Annotated in this window: 19 protein-coding genes; 6 read left to right on the plus strand and 13 right to left on the minus strand. The window is 72.9% G+C overall.

Annotated elements, in window-relative coordinates; genetic code table 11:
- The 6 genes from A4R25_RS06325 to lanKC form a co-directional block, all read right to left on the minus strand.
- Positions 1–867 carry a bifunctional 5,10-methylenetetrahydrofolate dehydrogenase/5,10-methenyltetrahydrofolate cyclohydrolase gene (locus tag A4R25_RS06325; protein ID WP_064445951.1) on the minus strand — a complete coding sequence of 289 codons (867 nt, stop codon included), beginning with the start codon at positions 865–867 and terminating at the stop codon, positions 1–3.
- A gap of 93 nt (positions 868–960) precedes the next feature.
- Positions 961–1,992 (minus strand): hypothetical protein, encoded by a 1,032-nt coding sequence (locus A4R25_RS06330; protein WP_064445952.1) that lies wholly within the window; start codon positions 1,990–1,992, stop codon positions 961–963.
- 40 nt (positions 1,993–2,032) lie between these two features.
- Positions 2,033–3,031 carry a tyrosine-type recombinase/integrase gene (locus tag A4R25_RS06335; RefSeq protein ID WP_064445953.1) on the minus strand — a complete coding sequence of 333 codons (999 nt, stop codon included), beginning with the start codon at positions 3,029–3,031 and terminating at the stop codon, positions 2,033–2,035.
- A gap of 457 nt (positions 3,032–3,488) precedes the next feature.
- Positions 3,489–4,211, minus strand: a complete 723-nt coding sequence (locus A4R25_RS06340) for a hypothetical protein (protein ID WP_157538985.1) — start codon at positions 4,209–4,211, stop codon at positions 3,489–3,491.
- A 134-nt stretch (positions 4,212–4,345) separates the two neighbouring features.
- Positions 4,346–5,611 carry an MFS transporter gene (locus A4R25_RS06345; protein WP_064445955.1) on the minus strand — a complete coding sequence of 422 codons (1,266 nt, stop codon included), beginning with the start codon at positions 5,609–5,611 and terminating at the stop codon, positions 4,346–4,348.
- 328 nt (positions 5,612–5,939) lie between these two features.
- The gene (gene lanKC / locus A4R25_RS06350; protein ID WP_064445956.1) at positions 5,940–8,555 is read right to left on the minus strand and encodes a class III lanthionine synthetase LanKC; all 2,616 of its coding nucleotides are present in this window, start codon (positions 8,553–8,555) and stop codon (positions 5,940–5,942) included.
- Positions 8,556–8,840: 285 nt separating this feature from the next.
- On the opposite strand from lanKC, the gene A4R25_RS06355 reads away from it, so the two are divergent.
- The 3 genes from A4R25_RS06355 to A4R25_RS06365 all read left to right on the plus strand — a co-directional run bounded on the left by A4R25_RS06355 (position 8,841) and on the right by A4R25_RS06365 (position 11,484).
- The gene (locus tag A4R25_RS06355) at positions 8,841–9,410 is read left to right on the plus strand and encodes a hypothetical protein (protein ID WP_064445957.1); all 570 of its coding nucleotides are present in this window, start codon (positions 8,841–8,843) and stop codon (positions 9,408–9,410) included.
- 7 nt (positions 9,411–9,417) lie between these two features.
- Entirely contained in the window at positions 9,418–10,677 is a 1,260-nt protein-coding gene (locus tag A4R25_RS06360; RefSeq protein WP_064445958.1) for a sensor histidine kinase, read from the plus strand.
- A gap of 99 nt (positions 10,678–10,776) precedes the next feature.
- A complete protein-coding gene (locus tag A4R25_RS06365) occupies positions 10,777–11,484 on the plus strand; it encodes a response regulator transcription factor (protein ID WP_043324014.1) in 708 nt (235 codons plus the stop codon).
- A gap of 40 nt (positions 11,485–11,524) precedes the next feature.
- Here A4R25_RS06365 and A4R25_RS06370 read toward each other — a convergent pair whose 3' ends face one another.
- The 4 genes from A4R25_RS06370 to pdxY form a co-directional block, all read right to left on the minus strand.
- The gene (locus A4R25_RS06370; RefSeq protein WP_064445959.1) at positions 11,525–13,900 is read right to left on the minus strand and encodes an excinuclease ABC subunit UvrA; all 2,376 of its coding nucleotides are present in this window, start codon (positions 13,898–13,900) and stop codon (positions 11,525–11,527) included.
- A 56-nt stretch (positions 13,901–13,956) separates the two neighbouring features.
- Complete coding sequence (locus A4R25_RS06375) at positions 13,957–14,370, minus strand: VOC family protein (RefSeq protein WP_043330132.1); 414 nt, start codon at positions 14,368–14,370, stop codon at positions 13,957–13,959.
- A 5-nt stretch (positions 14,371–14,375) separates the two neighbouring features.
- Positions 14,376–14,840, minus strand: coding sequence for a helix-turn-helix transcriptional regulator (locus tag A4R25_RS06380; RefSeq protein WP_043324018.1), 465 nt, complete (start codon positions 14,838–14,840; stop codon positions 14,376–14,378).
- Between the two features lie 98 nt (positions 14,841–14,938).
- A complete protein-coding gene (gene pdxY, locus A4R25_RS06385; protein ID WP_043324020.1) occupies positions 14,939–15,790 on the minus strand; it encodes a pyridoxal kinase PdxY in 852 nt (283 codons plus the stop codon).
- A gap of 178 nt (positions 15,791–15,968) precedes the next feature.
- Between pdxY and A4R25_RS06390 the strand changes: the two genes are divergently transcribed.
- Both A4R25_RS06390 and A4R25_RS32020 read left to right on the plus strand, forming a co-directional pair.
- Positions 15,969–17,378, plus strand: a complete 1,410-nt coding sequence (locus A4R25_RS06390) for an OFA family MFS transporter (protein WP_064445960.1) — start codon at positions 15,969–15,971, stop codon at positions 17,376–17,378.
- Complete coding sequence (locus A4R25_RS32020) at positions 17,375–17,500, plus strand: hypothetical protein (RefSeq protein ID WP_255361250.1); 126 nt, start codon at positions 17,375–17,377, stop codon at positions 17,498–17,500. Before A4R25_RS06390 ends, A4R25_RS32020 begins: the two co-directional genes overlap by 4 nt.
- A 51-nt stretch (positions 17,501–17,551) precedes the next feature.
- Here the strand turns inward: A4R25_RS32020 and A4R25_RS06395 are convergent, their stop codons facing one another.
- Positions 17,552–18,280 (minus strand): SDR family NAD(P)-dependent oxidoreductase, encoded by a 729-nt coding sequence (locus A4R25_RS06395; RefSeq protein WP_043324027.1) that lies wholly within the window; start codon positions 18,278–18,280, stop codon positions 17,552–17,554.
- A gap of 75 nt (positions 18,281–18,355) precedes the next feature.
- Between A4R25_RS06395 and A4R25_RS06400 the strand changes: the two genes are divergently transcribed.
- Entirely contained in the window at positions 18,356–19,189 is an 834-nt protein-coding gene (locus tag A4R25_RS06400) for a patatin-like phospholipase family protein (RefSeq protein WP_064445961.1), read from the plus strand.
- 6 nt (positions 19,190–19,195) lie between these two features.
- Here A4R25_RS06400 and A4R25_RS06405 read toward each other — a convergent pair whose 3' ends face one another.
- Together A4R25_RS06405 and A4R25_RS06410 are read right to left on the minus strand one after the other, a co-directional pair.
- Positions 19,196–20,416: an RNA polymerase sigma factor gene (locus tag A4R25_RS06405; protein ID WP_082930921.1), complete on the minus strand. Its 1,221-nt coding sequence runs from the start codon at positions 20,414–20,416 to the stop codon at positions 19,196–19,198.
- Between the two features lie 19 nt (positions 20,417–20,435).
- Complete coding sequence (locus tag A4R25_RS06410) at positions 20,436–20,828, minus strand: YciI family protein (RefSeq protein WP_043324033.1); 393 nt, start codon at positions 20,826–20,828, stop codon at positions 20,436–20,438.
- Positions 20,829–20,865: the final 37 nt, after the last annotated feature.

Below are 20,865 nucleotides of genomic sequence, written 5' to 3' on the forward strand. Positions count from 1 at the left end.
TCAACCCAGCCCGGCCTGCCGCCGCGCCGCGTCGACCGCGTTACGGAACAACATCGCCACAGTCGTCGGACCCACCCCGCCCACACGCGGCGTGATCGCACCCGCCACCTCGGCACACGACTCGTCCACGTCCGGCAACAACCGCCGCCCCTCGTACCGCACCCCACCACCGACCACCACCGCACCCGGACGCACATGCTCCGGCCGCACGATCCCCGGCACCCCCGCCGCCGCGATCAGGATCTCCGCCCGCCGCGTGTACCGCGGCCAGTCCGCCACCCCCGTGTGCACCACAGTCACCGCAGCGTTCGCCGTCGGCCGCTTCTGCGCCAGCAACATCGCAAGCGGCCGACCCAACGTCGCACCCCGGCCCAGGATCACCACCTCCCGGCCCGCCACCGGCACACCGTGAAACGCCAGCAACGCCTCGATCCCCGCCGGCGTACACGGCAACGGACCCGGCAACCCCAACGCCAGCCGGCCCATGTTCACCGGATGCATCCCGTCCACGTCCTTGTCCGGATCCAGCACCGCCAACGCCCGGTCGTAGTCCAGATGACCCGGGATCGGATACTGCACCAGCACCCCGTGGACCGTGGCGTCCGCGTTGAAATCCGCCAGCACCGCATGCAGATCCGCCTGCGACGCCGACGCCGGCAGATGCACGTGCGGCGACACGAAACCCAACTCCGCCGCCTGGCGTTGCTTGATCCGGATATAACCCGCGCTCGCGTCGTCGTCACCCACCAGCACCGTCGCCAGCGCCGGCGTCACCCCCGCCGCACGCAACTCGGCCACCGACGCGGCGACCTCCGACAACACCCGCTCCGCCACCGGAGCACCCGGCAACAACCGCGCAGAAGACATACGACACCTCGCCCGCAGGGGCCCAGGCGGTCGACCCCCACGACGAGCTCCCCGATGGTTCACCCATCCCCGTGCCGCCAGTCGCGTTCCCCCTCAGCCTGCCACAGCCTCCGCCGCCACCGCATCCACCACCACCTGCCACCCCGGCAACGCCGCCAGCAGACCGTCCGCCCGCCGCCGCCGATCCGCCGCCGACGCCACACCCAGATCCGCCAGCACCGCCTGGAACGCCGGCCGCAACGCCCGCTCCCGCTCCGGCGCCACCGCGCCCAACACCACATGACACCGCGCGTACGTCACCAGCACCCAGAACATCGCCTCCCGATGCCGGCCCGCCCCGATCAGCTCAACCGCACCGTCGAACACCACCGGACGCCCCGCCGCACCCAGATCCGCCCCGAACGCGAACCCCTCCCGCGGCAACCGCGCCACCTCGTCGAACACCACCGCCAACCCGGCCAGATGCGCCCGCACCCGCGCCACGTCCACACCCGCCCCGCCGCCGTCGAGCGTGTCCAGCAACCCCGGATACCGACCGGCGAACCCGAACCGCGACAACACGCGCTCCGCCCGCACGTACCGCCGCCGCACCGTCGGATCCACCAGCCCCGCCACCGCCGGCCACACCGCCAGCAACGACGTCGGAAACACCCACGCCAACACCTGCTCCGCGGTTGGCAGCTCGGCGTCGACCGCCCACAACCCGGCCTCGATCCGCCGCCGCACACCCGCACACCGCGCCCGCACCCACACCGGATCCGCGAACCCCGCCGCCACCCGCTCCCGCACCGCGCTCAACCGGCCCGACGGATCCGCGATCACCCCATCGGTACGCAACATCGGCGCGAACACCCACGACCCCAGCACATCCTCCGGGCCGCCCAACTCCGCCCACGTGATCGTGCTGACCTCCAGCAGCACCCCCCGATACACGAACTTGCCCACCTTCACGCCGGGCTCCCGGCGCACCAGCAACACGTCCACGTCCGACCACCGCGGCAACAACGCGTCGTCCGGCAACCCCACAGTCGACCCGCTGAAGAACGCCCCCTCGATCGCCGGATCGACGCGCATCCGCTCCCGTACCCACCCGGCCGCCACCGCCCGCGCCGCACCCACCCGCATCCGCCCGATCCTGCCAGCCCGGCAGACCGCCGCGCGGCCCTCACCGCCGCGGCGCCAACCCCGACAACGCCCGATTGGTGCGGTTCGCCGCCACCGCCGCCCGCTGCTGACCCGCCGTCACCTCGATGTACGTCTGCGACGACGCCAACGACGCATGCCCCAGCAACCGCATGATCTCCGCCGCGCTCGCCCCGTCCTCCGCCAACCGCGTTGCGAACGTGTGCCGCAGCGCGTGCAACCGCGCGCCCCGGGGCACCCGGTCACCGATGCCCGCCCGCCGGTAACACGACTCCACCAGGTACTGCAGCCCACCCCGCCGCAACGCCTCACCCTGGCGGTCCACCAGGAACGCAGAGTCCGGCCGCACACTGCGCGCCCCGAACCGGAGCCGCCGGCTGTCCAGATAACCCGTGAGCACCCGGTCCACGGCATCCTCGATCGGCACCGTACGCGGCCGCCCGCCCTTGCCCGCCACGTCCACCCGCCGCTCGCCGTCGCGCCCCGCCACCGACGACACCCGCAGCGCCAGCAGCTCCGACAGGCGCAGCCCCGCGCACAACGCCAGCGCCAGCACCGCCAGGTCGCGCTCCGGCCACGGGTCACGCTGCCGGCCCTCCGCGCGCGCCACCGCCGCCAGCAGCTCCTCCGGGGTGTCCTCACCCCGGAGCGGCTTGGGTCGGGGGAGCGGCGTACGGGGCCGCCCCACCGCCGGCATCGGATTGCCCGGTACGACGCCCTCGGCCACCAGGAACGTGAAGAAGCTGTTCCACGTCGACCAGGCACGATGGACCGACGCGGCCGCGCGGGGAGCGGCGAACCGCGCGAACGCCGCGCGCATCACCCTGGGGGAGAGGGAGCTGACCGCGACCCGGTCCAGGGGGAGGGGAGTGGCGTCGCCGTCGGCGGCGATCAGCTCGGCCACCGCGGTCAGATCCCGCCGGTACGCGGCCAGGGTGTGGGGGGAGGGCTTGCGGGTGGCCCGGGCGGTCAGGAACTCCTCGATCAGAGCGCCTACCGTTTCGTCCGGTTTGTCATGCATAAGGGATATTATGCATGATTCTCGCGTTCCCGCCAGGTTCCCGCCAGGAGGCTTTCCCCGGGGGGCGAGGTCGATCGGTCGATGATCAACTCCACTTCGCCGAAGTGGCGGCAACCAGGCGCTCCGATGCTGCCACCTCGGCGAAGTGGCGGCAGTGACGCCCGTCGACACTCGGTCGGTGCCAGGGAGAGCGGGCGAAAGAGGGCCGGCGCCCTCTCTGCTCCGGCGATCATGAGGTTGGCGGCGACAAATGGGACAGCATTCGCGGTCAACCTCATGATCGCCGGAGCGGTGGATGGGTTGAGAGTGCGGCGTCGCCGGGGCTGCGCCTAGGTGTGCGGTGCGACGGGGCAGCCGGCCGGACCTCCAAGTCCCGGAAGGTCAGCCGCCTCGCGAGGACGTCCGGGGAGGCCCGCCGGAGCTCTACTTGACATAATGTACATTATCGAATCACGGCTCAGGAGGGCTTTACGTCTTCGCCGAGGGTGTCCGACATGACCTTCAGAAGCGCGGCCAGCCGTGGCTGGTGACCTCCGGCCCGCAGTCTCGCGAGTGCCGCGTCCACCTCTGCCTTGACCGCCTGCCGCTGCGACACCTGCCCCGAGTCGAGCGCCTTCTGGACTCGCGGTGTCAGGTCGGCCAACAACGTCAGGGCCTCCGTGTCCGGCGTATCCGCGTCGTCGGACAGTTCCGGGGCCTGCTGCCGGACGTCCGCGAATCGCCCTGCCCCGAACCGGGCCAGGGCGTCCGCCACGTCGTCCGCCGGCTGCCGCACCTGATCGAGGTCGAGCAGCTTCAGGGCCGGCCGCCCGTCGACCGGGCTCCGGCTGGTGAGCGGACGGTCGATCGTCGCGGCGGTGGCCGGCACCAGCAGCACCTTTGCGGCTCTCTGGTTCCGGCCACGGGACGGTAGCGGCTGGTCGAGCACGACAGCGTCGATCTCGGCCCATGCCACGAGCCGGTTGAGCCCGGCGACCCGCAGGTCCAGTCCGTCGGCTCCGATGCGGAACCGGAACGGCCTGAGCTGGTAGGCGACGAACAGGCCGGCCGACACCAGCCAGAGGCCGAGAAGGATCCATCGTCCGGTCGACGCGGAAGTGTGGTACAGCAGCGGGAGCACGCCGACTCCGAAGACCGTGAGGCCCCTCCACAGCTTCTCTCGGCTCCTACGCAGCTCCATGCCGGCACCTCGTCCCTTGTGGCCTGTCCTGGGAGGGGCCCTACATGGTGGCACGGGCGAGGCGCTCTCGTGATCATCCGAACGTCCCCGGAAAGACCAGCACCTCTCCCCTGCCTGCCGGCACGAAGATCAGCTCAGACCGGCTGCGGGTCGCGGCGCTCGGCCTCGCCGGGCTCCGGGGCTTCCTCGACGGCCCGCAGGTCGGGCATGGCGCGTACGGCGGGCGCGACGGCCGCGCCGACGGCGAGCGCCAGCATGACGGCCGCGAAGCTGCCGAACACCACCGGCGCCGGTACGCGGTCGATCAGCAGGCCGGACAGGGCCGGGCCGAACGGCGCCACGATCAGCGCGATGAAGCTGGTCGCGGCGTTCGCTCTCCCCTGCAGGTCGCCGGGGGTGAGCAGGGTCTGGAGGGTCAGCATGCTGATGTTGGCGGCCGGTACGACCAGGACGCAGGCGCCGGCCAGCGCACCGAGGACCAGTCCGTTGTCGGTGGTGGCCATCGCGGCGGTCAGCACGGCGCAGGCCCAGACGACGGCGAGGATCAGCCAGCGGGTGGGTACCCGGGCGGTCAGCCAGGACGCGACGAGTGATCCGGCGACGGCGCCGAGGCCGACGCATGCCATGACGGTTCCGGCGGACAGGCCGGAGGCGCCGTTGCGGACCGGCACGACGATGATCGCCAGCAGGACGCCCGCGAACGCGAAGTTCAGGACGGCGCCGCAGAGCAGCGTGAACCGCAGCGACGGTTGCCGCCACAGGAACCGGACCCCGGCGACGGCCTGCCGGGGCAGGGACTCCCCCGGCGTGGTCGCCGACCGGCCGAGTGGGCCGCGCAGCAGGGCCACGGCGACCAGGGAGACGGCGTACGAGATCGCGTCGACGAGGAACGGCAGTGCCGGGGCGAGGCCGAACAGGAAGCCGCCGAGCGGCGGGCCGGCGAGGTGGACGACGCCGTTGCGGGTCTCGTTGAACACGGTGGCCGTACGCAGGTCCCGGGCTGGGACGACGGCGCGGGTGGCGGCTGCGGCGGCGGGTTGCAGCGCGGCGCCGAGGCCGGCGGTGGCGGCGGCGAGGACGGCGATGAGCAGGACTGGCGCGTGTCCGACGAGGGCGAGGACGGTGACGCCGGTGACGGCGAGCAGCGCGCCGGCGTCGCAGCAGAGCATGAGGATGCGCCGGTCGCGGCGGTCGGCGAGCAGGCCGGCGGGCAGGAGTACGAGGACCAGGGCGATTCCTTCGGCGAAGGCGACGAGGCCGGCGTCGGTGGCGGAGCCGGTGGTCAGCAGGACGAGCAGCGGCGTGGCGACGGCGGTGACCTGGGTGCCGAGTTTCGACGCGGTGCGGGCGACGGTGATGAGGAGGAAGTCGCGGTTGTGTCGTAGGCCGGTGGGCGGCATGGGGGCTCCGTGTGCGTGGTGGCGGGCGGGATGCCGGCTTCACCGGGCCGGGTTGACGACGGACCCGGGCGGGCGGTGGCCGCCCGCCCGGGTCGCCAGGCGGATCAGGTGTGGCTGGGGCTGGTGGCCCGTTCGCCACTACCGTCTCAGCCGTTGCAGCAGGCGATGCTGATGCTGCTGGACTGCGGCGGGACCGCGTGGCGGGTGCCGTTCTGCGTGGCCATGGCCTGCAGGTTGAGGAGCTTCGTCATGGGGGTTCACCTCCTTCTCGGGTGTGGTGGGTTGGCCGTCGGTGGTTCCGACGGGGTCTGTGGGCGCCGGGCGGGGTTCAGCTCGCGGCGAGGAGGTGGCCGTTGGGTGCGACGTGGGTGGGCGCGTCGAGGAAGGGCAGCGTCACGGCGGTGCGGTGCAGCGCGGCGTGCATGGCGGACAGGATTCCGGCGCCGCCGGCGGCGAGGTCGGTGGAGATGCGCAGCAGGGTGTCGCCGGGGAACGCGAGGTGGCCGTCGAGGGCGTAGGCGTGCCAGGCGAGGCGGGCCAGGTGCGCGGGGACGTGGTGGGGCGCGTCGTCGCGGACGAGTCCGATGGGGCCGTGCGGGGTGGCGCGGCGCGGTGGGTCGTCGGTGAGCAGGGCGGCGGTGGCGAGGAGTCCGGCGCGGCCGTGGAAGAGGCCGGGCAGCAGGACGAATTCGACGTCGATGGTGCGGCGGACGGTGGTGACGATGTCGCGCAGCCACTGGCGTTCGCCGTGGCGGAGCAGTGTGTGGGCGGCGACGGCGATGCCGGCGCTGCCTTCGTCGAGGTAGAACAGCCGTCGTGCGCCGTCGCGTACGTGGAGGTTGCCGTTGTCGTCGCGGACGGTGTGTTGCAGGTCGCGGCGCAGGGCGGTGCGGGCGGCGCGGAGCCAGGCGGGGTCGCCGGTGGTTTCGTGCAGGCGGGTGAGGAAGGTCGCGGGGCCGGACCAGCCGTGGAGCAGGCCGGGGCGGGTGGGTTCGGGTACGGGTTGCGTGGTGTCGCCGGTGAGGGTGCGGGCGAGTCGGTCGCCGATGTGCAGGGCGTCGTCGGGGGCGGGTCTGCCGGGGCGCAGCAGGGCGAGTCCGATGCCGGCGAGGCCGCTGTGCAGGCCGGGGCCGTAGCGGTGGTGCAGGCCGGTGCGACATCGGTCGAGCAGTTCGTCGGCGTCGTCGTGGCGTCCGGTGCGGTCGAGGAGGGCGGCGATGCCGGCGAGGCCGTCGTAGAGGCCGAGGTGGGCGGCGGGCAGGCGGCGGGCGGCGCGGGTGAGCCAGTCGAGGTGTTCGTCGCGTTCGGGGTAGTCGACGCCGCTGGTGACGAGTGCCCAGATGATGCCGGCGGCGCCGTGCGCGAGGGTGGCGCCGCCGTGCGGGAACTGGCCGGGGTCGCCGGGGAAGAGCCGGTCGGTGCGGTGTGGTGTGGCGGTGGCGCGGATGCCGGCGGCCAGGGATTCGATCAGCTGGCGCGGGTCGGCGGACCACTGGTGGCGGGTGACGCGGCGGCGGCCGGGCGTGGGTGGGTGCAGTGCGGTGCGCAGGTCGTCGCGGATGCGGTCGAGGTATCCGGGTGGTAGCGGGAAGCGCCGGGCGATCGTGAGGAGGTCGTCGAACTTGTCGTCGCTCAGGGCGGCGAGTGGTGTCAGTGGTACGAAGACGGCGAGGCGCAGGCAGGCGAGGGCGTAGGTGTCGACGGCGGTGCCTCGGCGGATGCGGGGGGTGGCGAATCCGGGGTCGCCCAGTGAGGGGGTGAAGTCCTCGTCGGCGAGGTACGCCTGTTCGAAGTCGACGAGCACGATCCGGCCGTCGGGGCGGATCATGATGTTGGCGGTGTGCAGGTCGCCGAAGACCACTCCCCTGGCGTGTATCCGGGCCAGGGCTGCCTGGACCTGGTCGATGACGTCGAGTGCCCAGGTGGTGTAGTCGGTGAGGTCCTGCTCGGTGGGGTCGGGGTGGATGAGTGGGTGTCGCATGGCGAGGTGGTGTTGGAGGGTGTCGCCGTCGACGTGCTCTTCGACCAGGAACTGGTGTTCCCACCAGGTGAGGCGGTCGAGTAGTTGGGGGACGCAGTCGAGGCCGGCGAGGCGCCGCAGCATGGTCTCTTCGCGGCGCAGGCGGGTGAGCGCGTCGGTTCCGGCGCCGTCGAGTCCGGCGTGCGGGCGGGCTTCGCGCAGGACGACGGTGCGGCCGTCGCGTAGGTCGGTGGCGCGGTAGACGCCGCCGGCGTTGGAGTGGTGCAGGGCTTCCTCGATGCGGTAGGGCGGTTCGTCGTCGGTGTGCGCGTCGACAGCGGCGACGGCGGCGATGTGTTCGGCGACGAAGTCGGGCACGGGGGCCCAGTCGGGCACGGTGAAGACGGGTTCGCGGCGGTCGGGGACGAGGGTTCCGTCGGGGCGTGCGACGGCGGGGACGGGCTGGTCGCCGTCGACGCACCAGAGTTCGGCGAATCCGCCGTAGCGCAGGTAGAGGGGTCCGTCGTGCCAGCGCAGGTCGCTGAGGACGTAGGGGCCGCGGTAGCCGGCGAGGCGGGCGCCGAGGTCGTCGAGGACGCGGCGCAGGGCGGTGTCGTCGGCCGGGTAGAGGGCGGCGAGTTTGCCGCTGCCGGCGCGGTGGGCGTACTTCTCGTTGTTGACCAGGGCGAGGCGGCGGCTGCGTTGGAACTTGAAGGCGACCCGGTGGGTCACGCAGTGTTCGCGTACCAGGTCGAGGACGTCGGCGGCGTCGTCGAGGTTCACCGAGACGTGGACTTTCCAGCCCTGCTGGGGCAGCTGCGCCTGCGGCGGGTGCCACATGATCCAGCCGCCGTGTTCGGCGACGCGCCAGCCGTCGGGCGGGGTCTGGTCGGCCAGCGGGAACCGGCTCGCCGTGTCGGCGACGTACGCCGGTGAGTCGACGTGGACCGGGTCGGCGATCAGGAACGCTCCGGGCGTGGGCATGGCAAACCTCGCGGCCGTGACGATGGGTTGGGTGTCCGGGACGGGTTCGGTGTGTTGCCGTCGTCGTCCGGACTGGTTCCATCGTGGTGGTAGCCGGCCGGTCCTGGCGTCCGGCCGTGGGGCGAGGTTCGGGGTCCGTCCCGGCCCGGTGGTGGACGTCGGGGGTCCGTCTGGAAGTGGACACCGGATGTCACCCGGTACGGGGACGTCCGGCGGGCCGGTGTGGACCAGAATTTCTCGCGTACGCGGGCTGTTCGCCCGCATTTCCTTCTGTGGAGGTCTGTGATGAGGACCGAGGTCCAGTCGCCGCCGGTGGTGGTGTTCCTGCAGGCGCAGCGGCCGGCGGGGTGGGTGACCGTCGCGCGTGGGGTGCCGTTGGACGGGCGGCGGTGTCTGCTGAGGACGGTGGGTGCGGGCCGGGCGCGTTCCGGCGACGCGGTGCGTCTGGTGGGGGTGGCCGGCGGGGACGCGCGGTCGCTCGGTGTCGCCGAGGTGTCGGTGTTGCACCGTGACGAGGCGGACCTGGTGATGGTGTCGCTGGCCGGCGCGACGGTTCCCGGTGGCCACGGCACGGACGCTTCGTCGGTGCGGCGGGTGCTGGCGTTGCTCGCCGACGACGCGGACGGGCGGTGGCGGGTGGCCGCGGACGCGGCGGCCGACGTCGTGGCGCCGGTCGTGCTGGTGGGGGCGGGCCGGGCGGGTGCGCCGGGCCGGACGGCGGTGCCGGTGACCACGCACCGGGTGGGCGCGGCCACGCCGTCGCCGGACGGTGACGGCGGCGGTGACGACGACGGCTCGCCGCTGTCCTGGACGTGCCGGTTGTTCGGCATCGGCTGCCCTACGGAAAACTCCTGATCCGCTGATGACGTCGGTGACCGGTGCGGTGGCGCCGTCCGCCCCGGCGCGGGCGGCGAGATGGTGGCGTCACGATCTTCTGCTGTTGCCGGTGCTGGGCCTGCTCGACCTGTTCACGGCGTCGTCCGTGGTGATCCAGAGCGAGCCGGTCGGCCCGGCCCGGCAGTGGCTGCAGGTGCTCGCCGCGGTGTTGTCGGTCGGCGCCCTGTGGTGGCGGGCCCGCGCGCCGGTGGCGGTGTTCGCGTTCGAGTGCGTGCACGGCGTGGCGATGTGGTTCCTGCTGCACGACTACCGGCCGTGGGTGGGCCTGATCGTGGCGTTGTACACGGTGGCGGCGTTGCGGCCGCTGGTGGTGTCGGCGGCGGCGTACGCGGCGGCGTGCGCGCGGAGCCTGCTCAGCGCGTTCGACTCGTTCCGGGTGGAGCCGAGTGCGGGCGCGCGGGCCGGGGAGTTCGTGGTGACCGCGTTGATGTTCGCGCTCATCTACGCGGCTGCGTGGGCGGCCGGGTCGGTGGTGCGGCGGCACCGGCGGCGGGTGGCCCAGTTGGAGCGGGAGCGGCGGGTGGCGCGGGCGGAGGCGGTGGCGTTGGAGCGTCGCCGGATCGCCGCGGAGCTGCACGACGTGGTGTCCCACTCGGTGACGGTGATGGTGCTGCAGGCCGCCGGCGCGGCGCGGATCAGCGCGTCCGATCCGGAGCGGACCCGGGAGGCGCTGCTGCACATCCAGCAGGCCGGGCAGCAGGCGATGGCGGAGTTGCGGCGGCTGCTGGCGGTCATGCGGGCCGAGTCGGGGCCGGTGGGCGACGGTGAGCCGGGTCCGCAGCCGCGGCTGGACGACATCGAGGTGCTGCTGACGTCGATGCGGTGCGCGGGGCTGACCGTGACGATGTCGGTGTCCGGCAGCCCTCGGCCGCTGGATCCGAGCATCGAGCTGGCGGCGTACCGGACGGTGCAGGAGAGCCTGACGAACACGCTCAAGCACGTCGGCCGGCGGGCCTGCGCGACTGTTCATTTCGGGTGGCAGGAGCGGGTGCTGTTGCTGCGCGTCGACGACGACGGCTCGGGCCGCGAGCCGGGCGCGGCGGCGGGGCTGTCGACCGGTAACGGGCTGGCCAGCCTCGCCGAGCGGCTGGAGCGTGTCGGCGGTCGTCTGGTCGCCGGGCCGCGTGCCGAGGGCGGGTTCCGGGTGAGCGCGACGCTGCCGGTCGCGCAGCACGGCGACCTCGTGGCGGCCTCCGGTGACGGCGGGGCGCCGGCTGTCGGGTGAACGGCGTGTCCGCTGTGCGACATCAGGGTGGCCGCCGCCGCCGGCGTCGATGATCATGTGGTGGGGCCACTGTCCCGGCCGCCGACGACGGGAGCCTTCATGATCCGGGTGCTGCTCGCCGACGACCAGCCGCTCGTACGGGCGGGACTCGCGATGCTGCTCACCAACGAACCTGACATCGAGGTCGTCGCCGAGGCCGACGACGGGGCGCAGGCCGTGGAGGTCAGTCGGCGGCTGCGCCCGGACGTGGTGCTGATGGACGTGCGGATGCCCGGCACCGACGGGTTGGCCGCGACCAGGCTGATGGCCGACGAGCAGCTCATCGACGACCCGCAGCAGCCGGTGCGGATCATCATGCTGACCACGTACCACGTGGACGAGGCGGTGCACGCCGCGTTGCGGGCGGGCGCGTCCGGTTTCGTGCTCAAGGACGCCGCGCCCGCCGAGCTGGTGTCGGCGATCCGGGCGGTGGCCGACGGCGAGGCGTGGCTGGATCCGGCGGTGGCCCGGCGGCTGCTCGACGACCTCGCCGCCCGGCCCGACCCGGGACTGCCCACCCCGGTGCAGATGCGCCGGCTCACCCCGCGGGAACGGGAGGTGCTGGTGCTGATGGCGTACGGGATGTCGAACCGGGAGATCGCCGAGCATCTGGTGCTGGGCGACGCGACTGTCAAGACGCACGTCAGCCGGGTGCTGACGAAGCTGGGGCTGCGGGACCGGACGCACGCGGTGGTGGCCGCGTACCAGTGCGGCCTGGTGGAGCCCGGCACGGCGCCGCCGGCCCGGATGGCCGGTCTGTCCCGCTGAGGTCCGCGGCGCGGCCGGGGGTCTCAGCGGGGAACGGCGGTCAGGCGCCGACGTAGTCGGCGAGGTGTTCGCCGGTGAGCGTGGACCGGGCGGCCACCAGATCCGCCGGGGTGCCCTCGAAGACGATCCGGCCGCCGTCGTGACCGGCGCCGGGGCCGAGGTCGATGATCCAGTCGGCGTGCGCCATGACCGCCTGGTGGTGTTCGATCACGATGACGGACTTGCCCGCGTCGACGAGCCGGTCGAGCAGGCCGAGCAGCTGGGCGACGTCGGCCAGGTGCAGGCCGGTGGTGGGTTCGTCCAGGACGTACACGCCGCCCTTGTCCCCCATCCGGGTGGCGAGCTTGAGGCGCTGGCGTTCCCCGCCGGACAGCGTGGTCAGCGGCTGGCCGAGCGTGAGGTAGCCGAGGCCGACGTCGGCGAGCCGGTCGAGGATGGTGTGGGCGGCCGGGGTGCGGGCCTCACCGTCGCTGAAGAAGATCTCGGCCTCGTCGACGGACATCGCGAGGACCTGGCTGATGTCGCGGCCGCCGAGGTGGTAGTCGAGCACGGCGGGCTGGAACCGTTTGCCTTCGCAGTCCTCGCAGGTGCTGGCGACGCCGGCCATCATGCCGAGGTCGGTGTAGATGACGCCGGCGCCGTTGCAGGTCGGGCAGGCGCCTTCGGAGTTGGCGCTGAACAGGGCGGGTTTGACGCCGTTGGCCTTGGCGAACGCCTTGCGGATCGGGTCGAGCAGACCGGTGTAGGTGGCCGGGTTGCTGCGGCGGGAGCCACGGATGGCGGTCTGGTCGACGCTGACGACGTCGTCGCGTCTGGCCAGTGAGCCGTGGATGAGGCTGCTCTTGCCGGAGCCGGCGACGCCGGTGACCACGACCAGGACACCGAGGGGGATGTCCACGTCGACGTCGCGCAGGTTGTGGGTGCGGGCGCCGCGGATCGGCAGCGCGCCGGTGGGCGTACGCGGCTTGTCCTTGAGGGTTGCGCGGTCGTCGAGGTGGCGGCCGGTGGTGGTGCCGCTGGCGCGCAGGCCGGCGACGGTGCCCTCGTAGCAGATGGTGCCGCCGGCGGTGCCGGCGCCGGGGCCGAGGTCGACGACGTGGTCGGCGATGGCGATGGTTTCGGGTTTGTGTTCGACGACGAGGACGGTGTTGCCCTTGTCGCGCAGTTGCAGCAGGAGGTTGTTCATGCGGGCGATGTCGTGCGGGTGCAGCCCGATGGTGGGTTCGTCGAAGACGTAGGTGACGTCGGTGAGGGACGAGCCGAGGTGGCGGATCATCTTGGTGCGCTGGGCCTCGCCGCCGGAGAGGGTGCCGGCGGGCCGGTCGAGGCTGAGGTAGCCCAGGCCGATCTCGACGAACGAGTCGAGGGTGTCCCCCAGCGCCTTGAGCAGCGGGGCGACGGAGGGTTCGCGCAGGTCGCGTACCCAGGTGGCGAGGTCGCTGATCTGCATGGCGCAGACGTCGGCGATGCTGACGCCGTTGATCTTCGAGGAGCGGGCTTCGGGGGCCAGGCGGGTGCCGTCGCAGTCGGGGCAGGTGGTGAACGTGATGGCGCGTTCGACGAAGGCGCGGATGTGCGGCTGCATGGCGTCGACGTCCTTGGCGAGCATCGACTTGCTGATGGCGGGGATGAGGCCGGTGTAGGTGACGTTGATGCCGTCGACCTTGATCTTGGTGGGTTCCTTGTGGAGCAGGTCGCTCAGTTCCCGCTTGGTGTAGTCGCGGATCGGCTTGTCCGGGTCGAACAGGCCGCTGGAGCGGAAGATGCGGCCGTACCAGCCGTCCATGCTGTAGCCGGGAATGGTGATGGCGCCCTCGTTGAGGGACAGCTTCTCGTCGTAGAGGACGGTCAGGTCGAAGTCGGTGACCGCGCCGCGGCCCTCGCAGCGGGGGCACATGCCGCCGAGGCGGTTGAAGGTGCCCTTCCTGGTCTGGGTCTTGCCGGGGCCCCGCTCGACGGTGATCGCGCCGGCGGCGCGTACGGAAGGGACGTTGAACGAGTAGGCGTTGGGCGGGCCGATGTGGGGGTCGCCGAGGCGGCTGAACAGGATGCGCAGCATCGCGTTGACGTCGGTGGCGGTGCCGACGGTGGAGCGTGGGTCCGCGCCCATGCGTTCCTGGTCGACGATGATGGCGGTGGTGAGGCCCTCCAGGACGTCGACCTCGGGCCGGGACAGGGTGGGCATGAACCCCTGGACGAAGGCGCTGTAGGTCTCGTTGATCAGGCGCTGGGACTCGGCGGCGATGGTGCCGAAGACCAGTGAGCTCTTGCCGGAGCCGGACACGCCGGTGAACACCGTGAGGCGGCGTTTGGGCAGCTCGACGTGGACGTCGCGCAGGTTGTTCTCGCGGGCGCCGAGGACGCGGATGACGTCGTGGCTGTCGGCGCGGTGCAGGCCGGTGGTGGCCTCGCTCATGATTTCTCCGTCCGGGTCGGGTGTTCCGGTCGAGCCAGCGTCCGCCGCGGGCGCCGTCAGCGCCGCTCGTTGATGCGGATGAGGTTGCCGGTGGGGTCGCGGAACGCGCAGTCGCGTACGCCGTAGGGCTGTTCGGTGGGTTCCTGGACCACGTCGGCGCCGCTGGCCGCCAGCCGGTCGAACAGGCCGTCGAGGTCGTCGGTGGCGAGGGTGAGCGCACCGTAGCTGCCCTTGGCGATGAGTTCGAGGATGGTGCGGCGCTCGTCGTCGCTGATGCCGGGGTCGACGGCCGGCGGGTGCAGGACGATGCCGGTCTCGGGCTGGTTCGGTGGGCCGACGGTGAGCCAGCGCATGGTGTCGCCCTGGCCGACGTCGTTGCGCAGTTCGAAGCCGAGGGTGTCGCGGTAGAAGGCGATGGCGGCGTCGGCGTCGGTGTGCGGCAGGAACGTGTAGTGAATGGTGATCGTCATGGTGGTCACGCTAACGGTGGCCGGCCGGTGCGGGCTTCTCGATTCCTGATCGGTCGGGTCGCCTGTTTGGTCAGGCACGGGGGCGGCTCGGCGGTGTCGGGGGCGTGACGGGCGCGGTAGGCGCTGGGCGGTTCGCCGACGAGTTCGGTGAACCGGGTGCTGAAGGTGCCCAGGGACTGACAGCCGACGGCGAAGCAGACATCGGTGACGCTGAGGTCACCACGGCGCAGCAGGGCCATCGCGCGTTCGATGCGGCGGGTCATGAGGTACGAGTACGGGGACTCGCCGTAGGTCTGGCGGAACTGGCGGCTGAGGTGGCCGGCGGACATGTGCTCGCCGCGGGCGAGGGCTTCGACGTCGAGGGGACTGGCGTACTCGCGGTCGATGCGGTCGCGGACGCGGCGCAGCCGGGTCAGGTCGCGCAGCCGTTGGGCGAACGCGGGGTCGTCGGTGCCCTGGTGCGGTGACACGTCCGCATCCTGCCTGCTGGGCGGTGGTGTCGTCCACCTGTTCGAGCGGCGAGTCGCCGCCCGGGTGCACCTGGGCGGCTGGTGCACCCGGGCGGCGGTCAGCGCAGCCGGCGGGCGGTGAACCGGGTGGGCGGCTCGGCGATGGCGTCCTGGGCGGCGACGAGTTGCAGCTCCCGGGTGCCGGCGTCGAGGGTCGCCTCGAGTACCGCGTAGATCGAGTTTGTGGTGCGTTCCAGCGCGGTCTGTGGTGAGCCGGTGGTGGCGAGGTGCGCCAGGTAGAGGGCGGCAGTGACGTCGCCGCCGCCGTTGGGGGCGATCGGCAGCAGCGGGGTGGTGACGGCCCAGGCGCCCTCGTCGGACACGGCGACGACTTCCAGGTGCCCGGCGGGCAGGTCGCCGTGCAGGACGCTGGTGACCAGGACGTGCCGGGGGCCGGTGGCGCGGACGGTGTCGACGGCGGCGAGCAGGTCGTCGAGGGTGTCGGTGGTGCGGCCGGCGAGGAACTCCAGCTCGAACTGGTTGGGGGTGACGATGTCGGCGCGGGGGACGACGGTGTCGCGGAGGTACTCGGGGATGCCGGGGCGGACGAACATGCCGCGGCCGACGTCGCCCATGACCGGGTCGCAGCAGTAGAGGGCGGCCGGGTTCGCGGCTTTGACCTGGGCGACGGCGTCGAGGATGACCGCGCCGACGGCGGGGTCGCCCTGGTAGCCGGAGAGCACGGCGTCGGCGGTGCCGAGCACCCCGCGGTCGGCGATGCCGGCGATGACGTCGGCGACGTCGGTGGGGGCGAGCAGGGGGCCGCGCCAGGCGCCGTAGCCGGTGTGGTTGGAGAAGTGCACGGTCAGGACCGGCCAGACCTCGTGTCGGAGGCGTTGCAGCGGGAACACGGCGGCGGAGTTGCCGACGTGGCCGTAGGCGACCGACGACTGGATGGACAGGATCTTCACCTGCTCATGGTCGCATCCCCGGCGAGGGCTGACGGCCCGTGGTGGGGTGATGACGGGCCGGGACCGCGGTGACCGTTCGGCTCAGGGTTTCGACCGCCGGGCGCGGGGCGGGTTTGGGCGCAGCGTGCGGTGGGGGCATGAACGGGCTGTTCTCGCCTTCTGGACGGAGGAAGCAACGATGCTTTCCGCACTCGATCGTCGGCACACCGTCGCGCCGCCGGGGTACAGCCGCTGGCTGATTCCTCCGGCGGCGCTGGCGATCCATCTGTGCATCGGGCAGGTGTACGCGACGAGCGTGTACAAGAACTCCCTGATCGCGCATTTCGACACAAGTCAGACGGCGATCGGGGTGATCTTCAGCATCGCGATCGTGATGCTGGGGTTGTCGGCCGCGGTCGCCGGTACGTGGGTGGAGGCGAACGGGCCGCGTAAGGCCATGTTCGTGTCGGCGTGTTTCTGGGCGGCGGGATTCCTGGTCGGGGCGCTGGGCATCGCGACCGGGCAGCTGTGGCTGCTGTACCTGGGGTACGGGGTGCTGGGCGGGATCGGTCTGGGGATCGGGTACATCTCCCCCGTCTCCACGTTGATCAAGTGGTTCCCGGACCGGCCGGGGCTGGCGACCGGGCTGGCGATCATGGGGTTCGGTGGCGGGGCGATGGTGGCATCTCCCCTGTCCCGGCAGCTGCTGTCGTTCTACGACGCCGGGTACGACCCGTCGGACAGCGGTTCCACCGCGTCGGGCTCGGCGCTGGTGTGGCTGTTCGTGACGCTCGGCATCGGCTACTTCGTGATCATGATGTTCGGGGTGTTCAACGTGCGGGTGCCGGCGCCGCACTGGCGGCCAGCCGGTTTCGACCCGTCGACGGTGGCGGAGAAGCCGCTGGTGACCACGGCGAACGTGTCGGCGGCCAACGCGCTGAAGACGCGGTCGTTCTGGCTGCTGTGGGTGGTGCTGTTCTGCAACGTGACGGCGGGTATCGGCATCCTGGAGCAGGCTAGCCCGATGATCCAGGACTTCTTCCGCGACAACGGGACCTCGGCCGTGTCGGTGGCGGCGGCCGGCGGGTTCGTGGGAGTGCTGTCGCTGTTCAACATGGCGGGCCGGTTCGTGTGGTCGTCCACGTCGGATGTGATCGGCCGTAAGCCGATCTACGTGGTGTACCTGGGTGTGGGCATGGTGCTGTACCTGCTGCTGGCGCTGGTGGGGCAGACCTCGACGGCGTTGTTCGTGCTGCTGGCATCCGTGATCCTGTCGTTCTACGGCGGCGGGTTCGCGACCATTCCGGCGTACCTGCGGGACCTGTTCGGCACGTTCGAGGTGGGCGCGATCCACGGCCGGCTGCTGACCGCGTGGTCGGCGGCCGGGGTGGCCGGGCCGCTGATCGTCAACGGATTCCTCGACGCGCAGGGCGAGCCGGGCACGTTGACCGCGGCGGCGTACCGGCCGGCGCTGTTCACGATGGTCGGCGTGCTGGCCGTCGGCCTGGTGGCGAACCTGCTGGTGCGGCCGGTGCCGGAGCGCTACCACGAGCCGGCGTCGGGACGGGACGGGACAGCGCAGGGGCCGACGGAGAGGAGCGGATCGTGAACGAGCACAGCGGTGGCGGGCAGCGGACCCGCCTGGTGGTGTCGTGGCTGGTGGTGTCGGTGCTGCTGGGCTACGGGGTGGTGCAGACGGTGATCACGGCGGCGAAGCTGTTCACCCAGTAGCGCAGAAGGCGAGGCGGCGGCCCGGGGCGAACACCCCGGGCCGCCGTCGTGTCAGAGCCCGCCGCCGACGCGCAGGACCGCGCCCGTGGTGTACGAGGCGTCCGGGCCGAGCAGGTGGGCGATCGCGCCGGCGACCTCCTCGGGTTCCCCGGCGCGGCCCATCGGGATCCGCCCGGCGGCGGAGTCGGGGCGGTCGGGCACGCCGGAGCGGGCGTGGATGGTGGTGCGGATGATGCCGGGGGCGACGGCGTTGACGCGGATGCCGTGCGGCGCGAGTTCCTTGGCGAGCCCGACGGTGAGGGTGTCGGTGGCGGCCTTGACGGCGGCGTAGTGGACGTACTCGCCGGGTGAGCCGAGCGTGGCGGCGACGGAGGAGACGTTGACGATGGCGCCGCCACGGGTGAGCCGCCGGGCCGCCTGCTGGGCGCAGAGCACGTACCCGATGAGGTTGACGTCGACGACCTCGCGCAGGTCGTCGACGCGCAGGTCGGTGAACGGGCCGATCGGGCTGGTGACGCCGGCGTTGTTGACCAGGCCGGTGAGCGGGCCGAGCTGGTCGGCGGCGTCGAAGATGCGGCGTACCTGGTCCGGGTCGGTGGTGTCGGCGGCGACGGTGACCGCGCGGCGGCCGGCCGCGCGCACGTCGGCGGCCACGGATTCGGCGGCGGTGTGGTCGGCGCGGTAGCCGATGACCAGGTCGTGGCCCTCGGCGGCGAGCCGCCGGGCGGTGGCCGCGCCGATGCCGCGTCCTCCCCCGGTGACGATGGTGACGGAGGTCAATGCAATTCTCCCCTGCCTTGCGGTGGGGGCGACGTTACCGTGGGCGGGACCATCCGGGGTGGAGAGGACTGTCACATGGGGCGCGCGTTGGTGCTGGGTGGCGGCGGGGTCACCGGGGTGGCCTGGGAGCTGGGTCTGCTGGCCGGGCTGGCCGGGCACGGCCTGCGGTTGGACGAGGCGGAGCTGGTGGTGGGCACGTCGGCCGGGTCGGTGGTCGGGGCGCAGGTGCGTTCGGGTACGCCGGTGACGCAGTTGTACGAGGCGCAGCTGCGGCCGCCCCGCGAGGAGGTGCCGGCGCGCCTCGGGACGGGGGTGCTGTTGCGCTGGGCGTGGGCCGGTGGGCGGGGCCGGGACGCGGCGCGGGCCCGGGCGCGTATCGGCGCGATGGCGTTGTCGGCGCGTACCCCGTCGGAGCAGTCGCGGCGGGCGGTGATCGCGGCGCGGCTGCCGTCGTCGGACTGGCCGGCGGCGCGGCTGCTGGTCACCGCCGTGGACGCGGCCTCCGGCGAGTTCGTGGTGTTCGACGCGGACAGCGGGGCGTCGCTGGTGGACGCGGTCGGGGCCAGTTGCGCGGTGCCGGGGGTCTGGCCGCCGGTGACGATCGGTGACCGGCGTTTCGTCGACGGCGGCGTCCGGTCGCCGGTGAACGCGGACCTGGCGGCCGGGTGCGAGCGGGTGGTGGTGCTGGCGCCGACCCGTGCGGCGGTCGGACCGATGCCGCGGCTGTCGGCGCAGGTGACGGCGCTGCGGGAGGCGGGCGCGCGGGTGGCGGTGGTGTCGCCGGACCGGGCGGCACGCACGGCGATCGGCCGTAACGTGCTGGATCCGGCGCGGCGGGCCGCGTCGGCGCGGGCCGGGTTCGCCCAGGCCGACACGGTGGCCGCCGAGGTGGCCGGGGTGTGGCGGTGACCGCGATCAGGAGTCGCTGGTCAGGCGCGCCAGCCGCCGGTTGAGGTAGCGCTGTTCGGGCAGGCTGCCGGTGAGCCGGGCGGCCAGCCGGTAGTGCTCGGCGGCGGCCTGCGGGTCGCCGTGCAGCTCCAGCAGGTGGGCGCGGACGGCGTGCAGCCGGTGGTGGCCGCGCATGGCCGGGTCGGTCAGCAGCGGGCCGAGCAGCGCCAGCCCGACGTCGGGGCCGTGCGCCATGCCCACGGCGACGGCCTGGTTGAGCGTGACGAACGGGCTGGGGGCGACCCGGCTCAGCATGTCGTAGAGGACGCTGATCTGCAGCCAGTCGGTGTCGTCGAACGTCGGGGCCTCGGCGTGGACGGCGGCGATGGCCGCCTGGAGCTGGTAGCGGCCCACCGGGCCGTGGGGCAGGGCCCGGCCGAGCAGCCCGACGCCCTCGTCGATCAGGTCGCCGCGCCAGCGGGAGCGGTCCTGGTCGGCCAGCGGCACGAGGTCACCGGCGGCGTCGGTGCGGGCGGGCGACCGGGCGTGGGTGAGCAGCATCAGCGCCAGCGCGCCGGTCACCTCGTGGTGCTCGGGCAGCGCGGCATGGACCTGGCGGGTGAGCCGGATCGCCTCCTCGGCGAGTGCGACGTCCAGGAGCTGGTCGCCGGAGGTGCGGGTGTAGCCCTCGCTGAACACCAGGTGGCACACGTCGAGCACGGCGGCCACCCGGGCGGGCAGCGCGTGCGGCGGCGGCATGGTGAACCGGGCGCCCGCCTCGCGCAGCGTCGCGCGGGCCCGGCTCAGCCGCTGCGTCATGGTCCGGGCCGGCACCAGGTAGGCGGCGGCGATCTGCTCGACGCGCAGGCCGGCCACCGCGCGCAGGGTCAGCGCGACCTGTGAGGGGCGGCTCAGCGCCGGGTGGCAGCACAGGAACAGCAGCCGCATCGTGTCGTCGGCGCCGGTCACCGGCGTGTCGTCGACGGGCGGTACGCGGCCGGCGTCGGGTTGCCGGGCCGCGTCGAGCCGCTCGCGGCGGGTACGGGCCGCGTCGGCGCGGATCCGGTCGATCAGCCGCCGCGCGGCGACCCGGATCAGCCAGGCGCGGGGGTCGTCGGGGACGCCGGTGCGCGGCCAGTTGGCGGCGGCCGCCTCCGCCGCGTCCTGCAGGGCGTCCTCGCAGGCGTCGGGGTGCCCGTAGCGGCGCAGCAGCGCGGCGCGGACGTGCGGCGCCTCCCGGCGCCACACGTCCGCCAGCGCTGTGGCGCTACTGATCGGAGCCGCCCGGCCACATCAGGGGCCGCAGCTCGACGGTCTCCCCCGGGCCGGCGAACTTCGCCGCGACGGCCTCGGCGCGGGCCTGGTCCTCCACGTCGATCAGGAAGAACCCGGCGAGGTGTTCCTTGGCTTCGGAGTACGGGCCGTCGGTCACCAGCGGCGCGCCGTCGCTCCACCGGTACAGCCGTGCGGTGGCGGGGTCGGCGAGCGCCTCACCGACGACGAGCTCACCGTTGGCGTGCAGCTCGGTCAGCACCTGCTCGAAGTCGGCGTTGAGCCGGTCCCGTACCTCGGCGGGCAGCTCCTGGTAGGAGGCCAGATACTCGGAGGTGGGGTGGCCCCACGGCTCCGGGTTGGAGTGGATCATGATGACGTACTTCACTGTCGGTCCTTCGCGTCGTGCGGCGGTGCCTCCCCGC

The organism is Micromonospora sp. NBRC 110037 (assembly GCF_001652995.1).
Taxonomy (GTDB): domain Bacteria; phylum Actinomycetota; class Actinomycetes; order Mycobacteriales; family Micromonosporaceae; genus Micromonospora; species Micromonospora chalcea.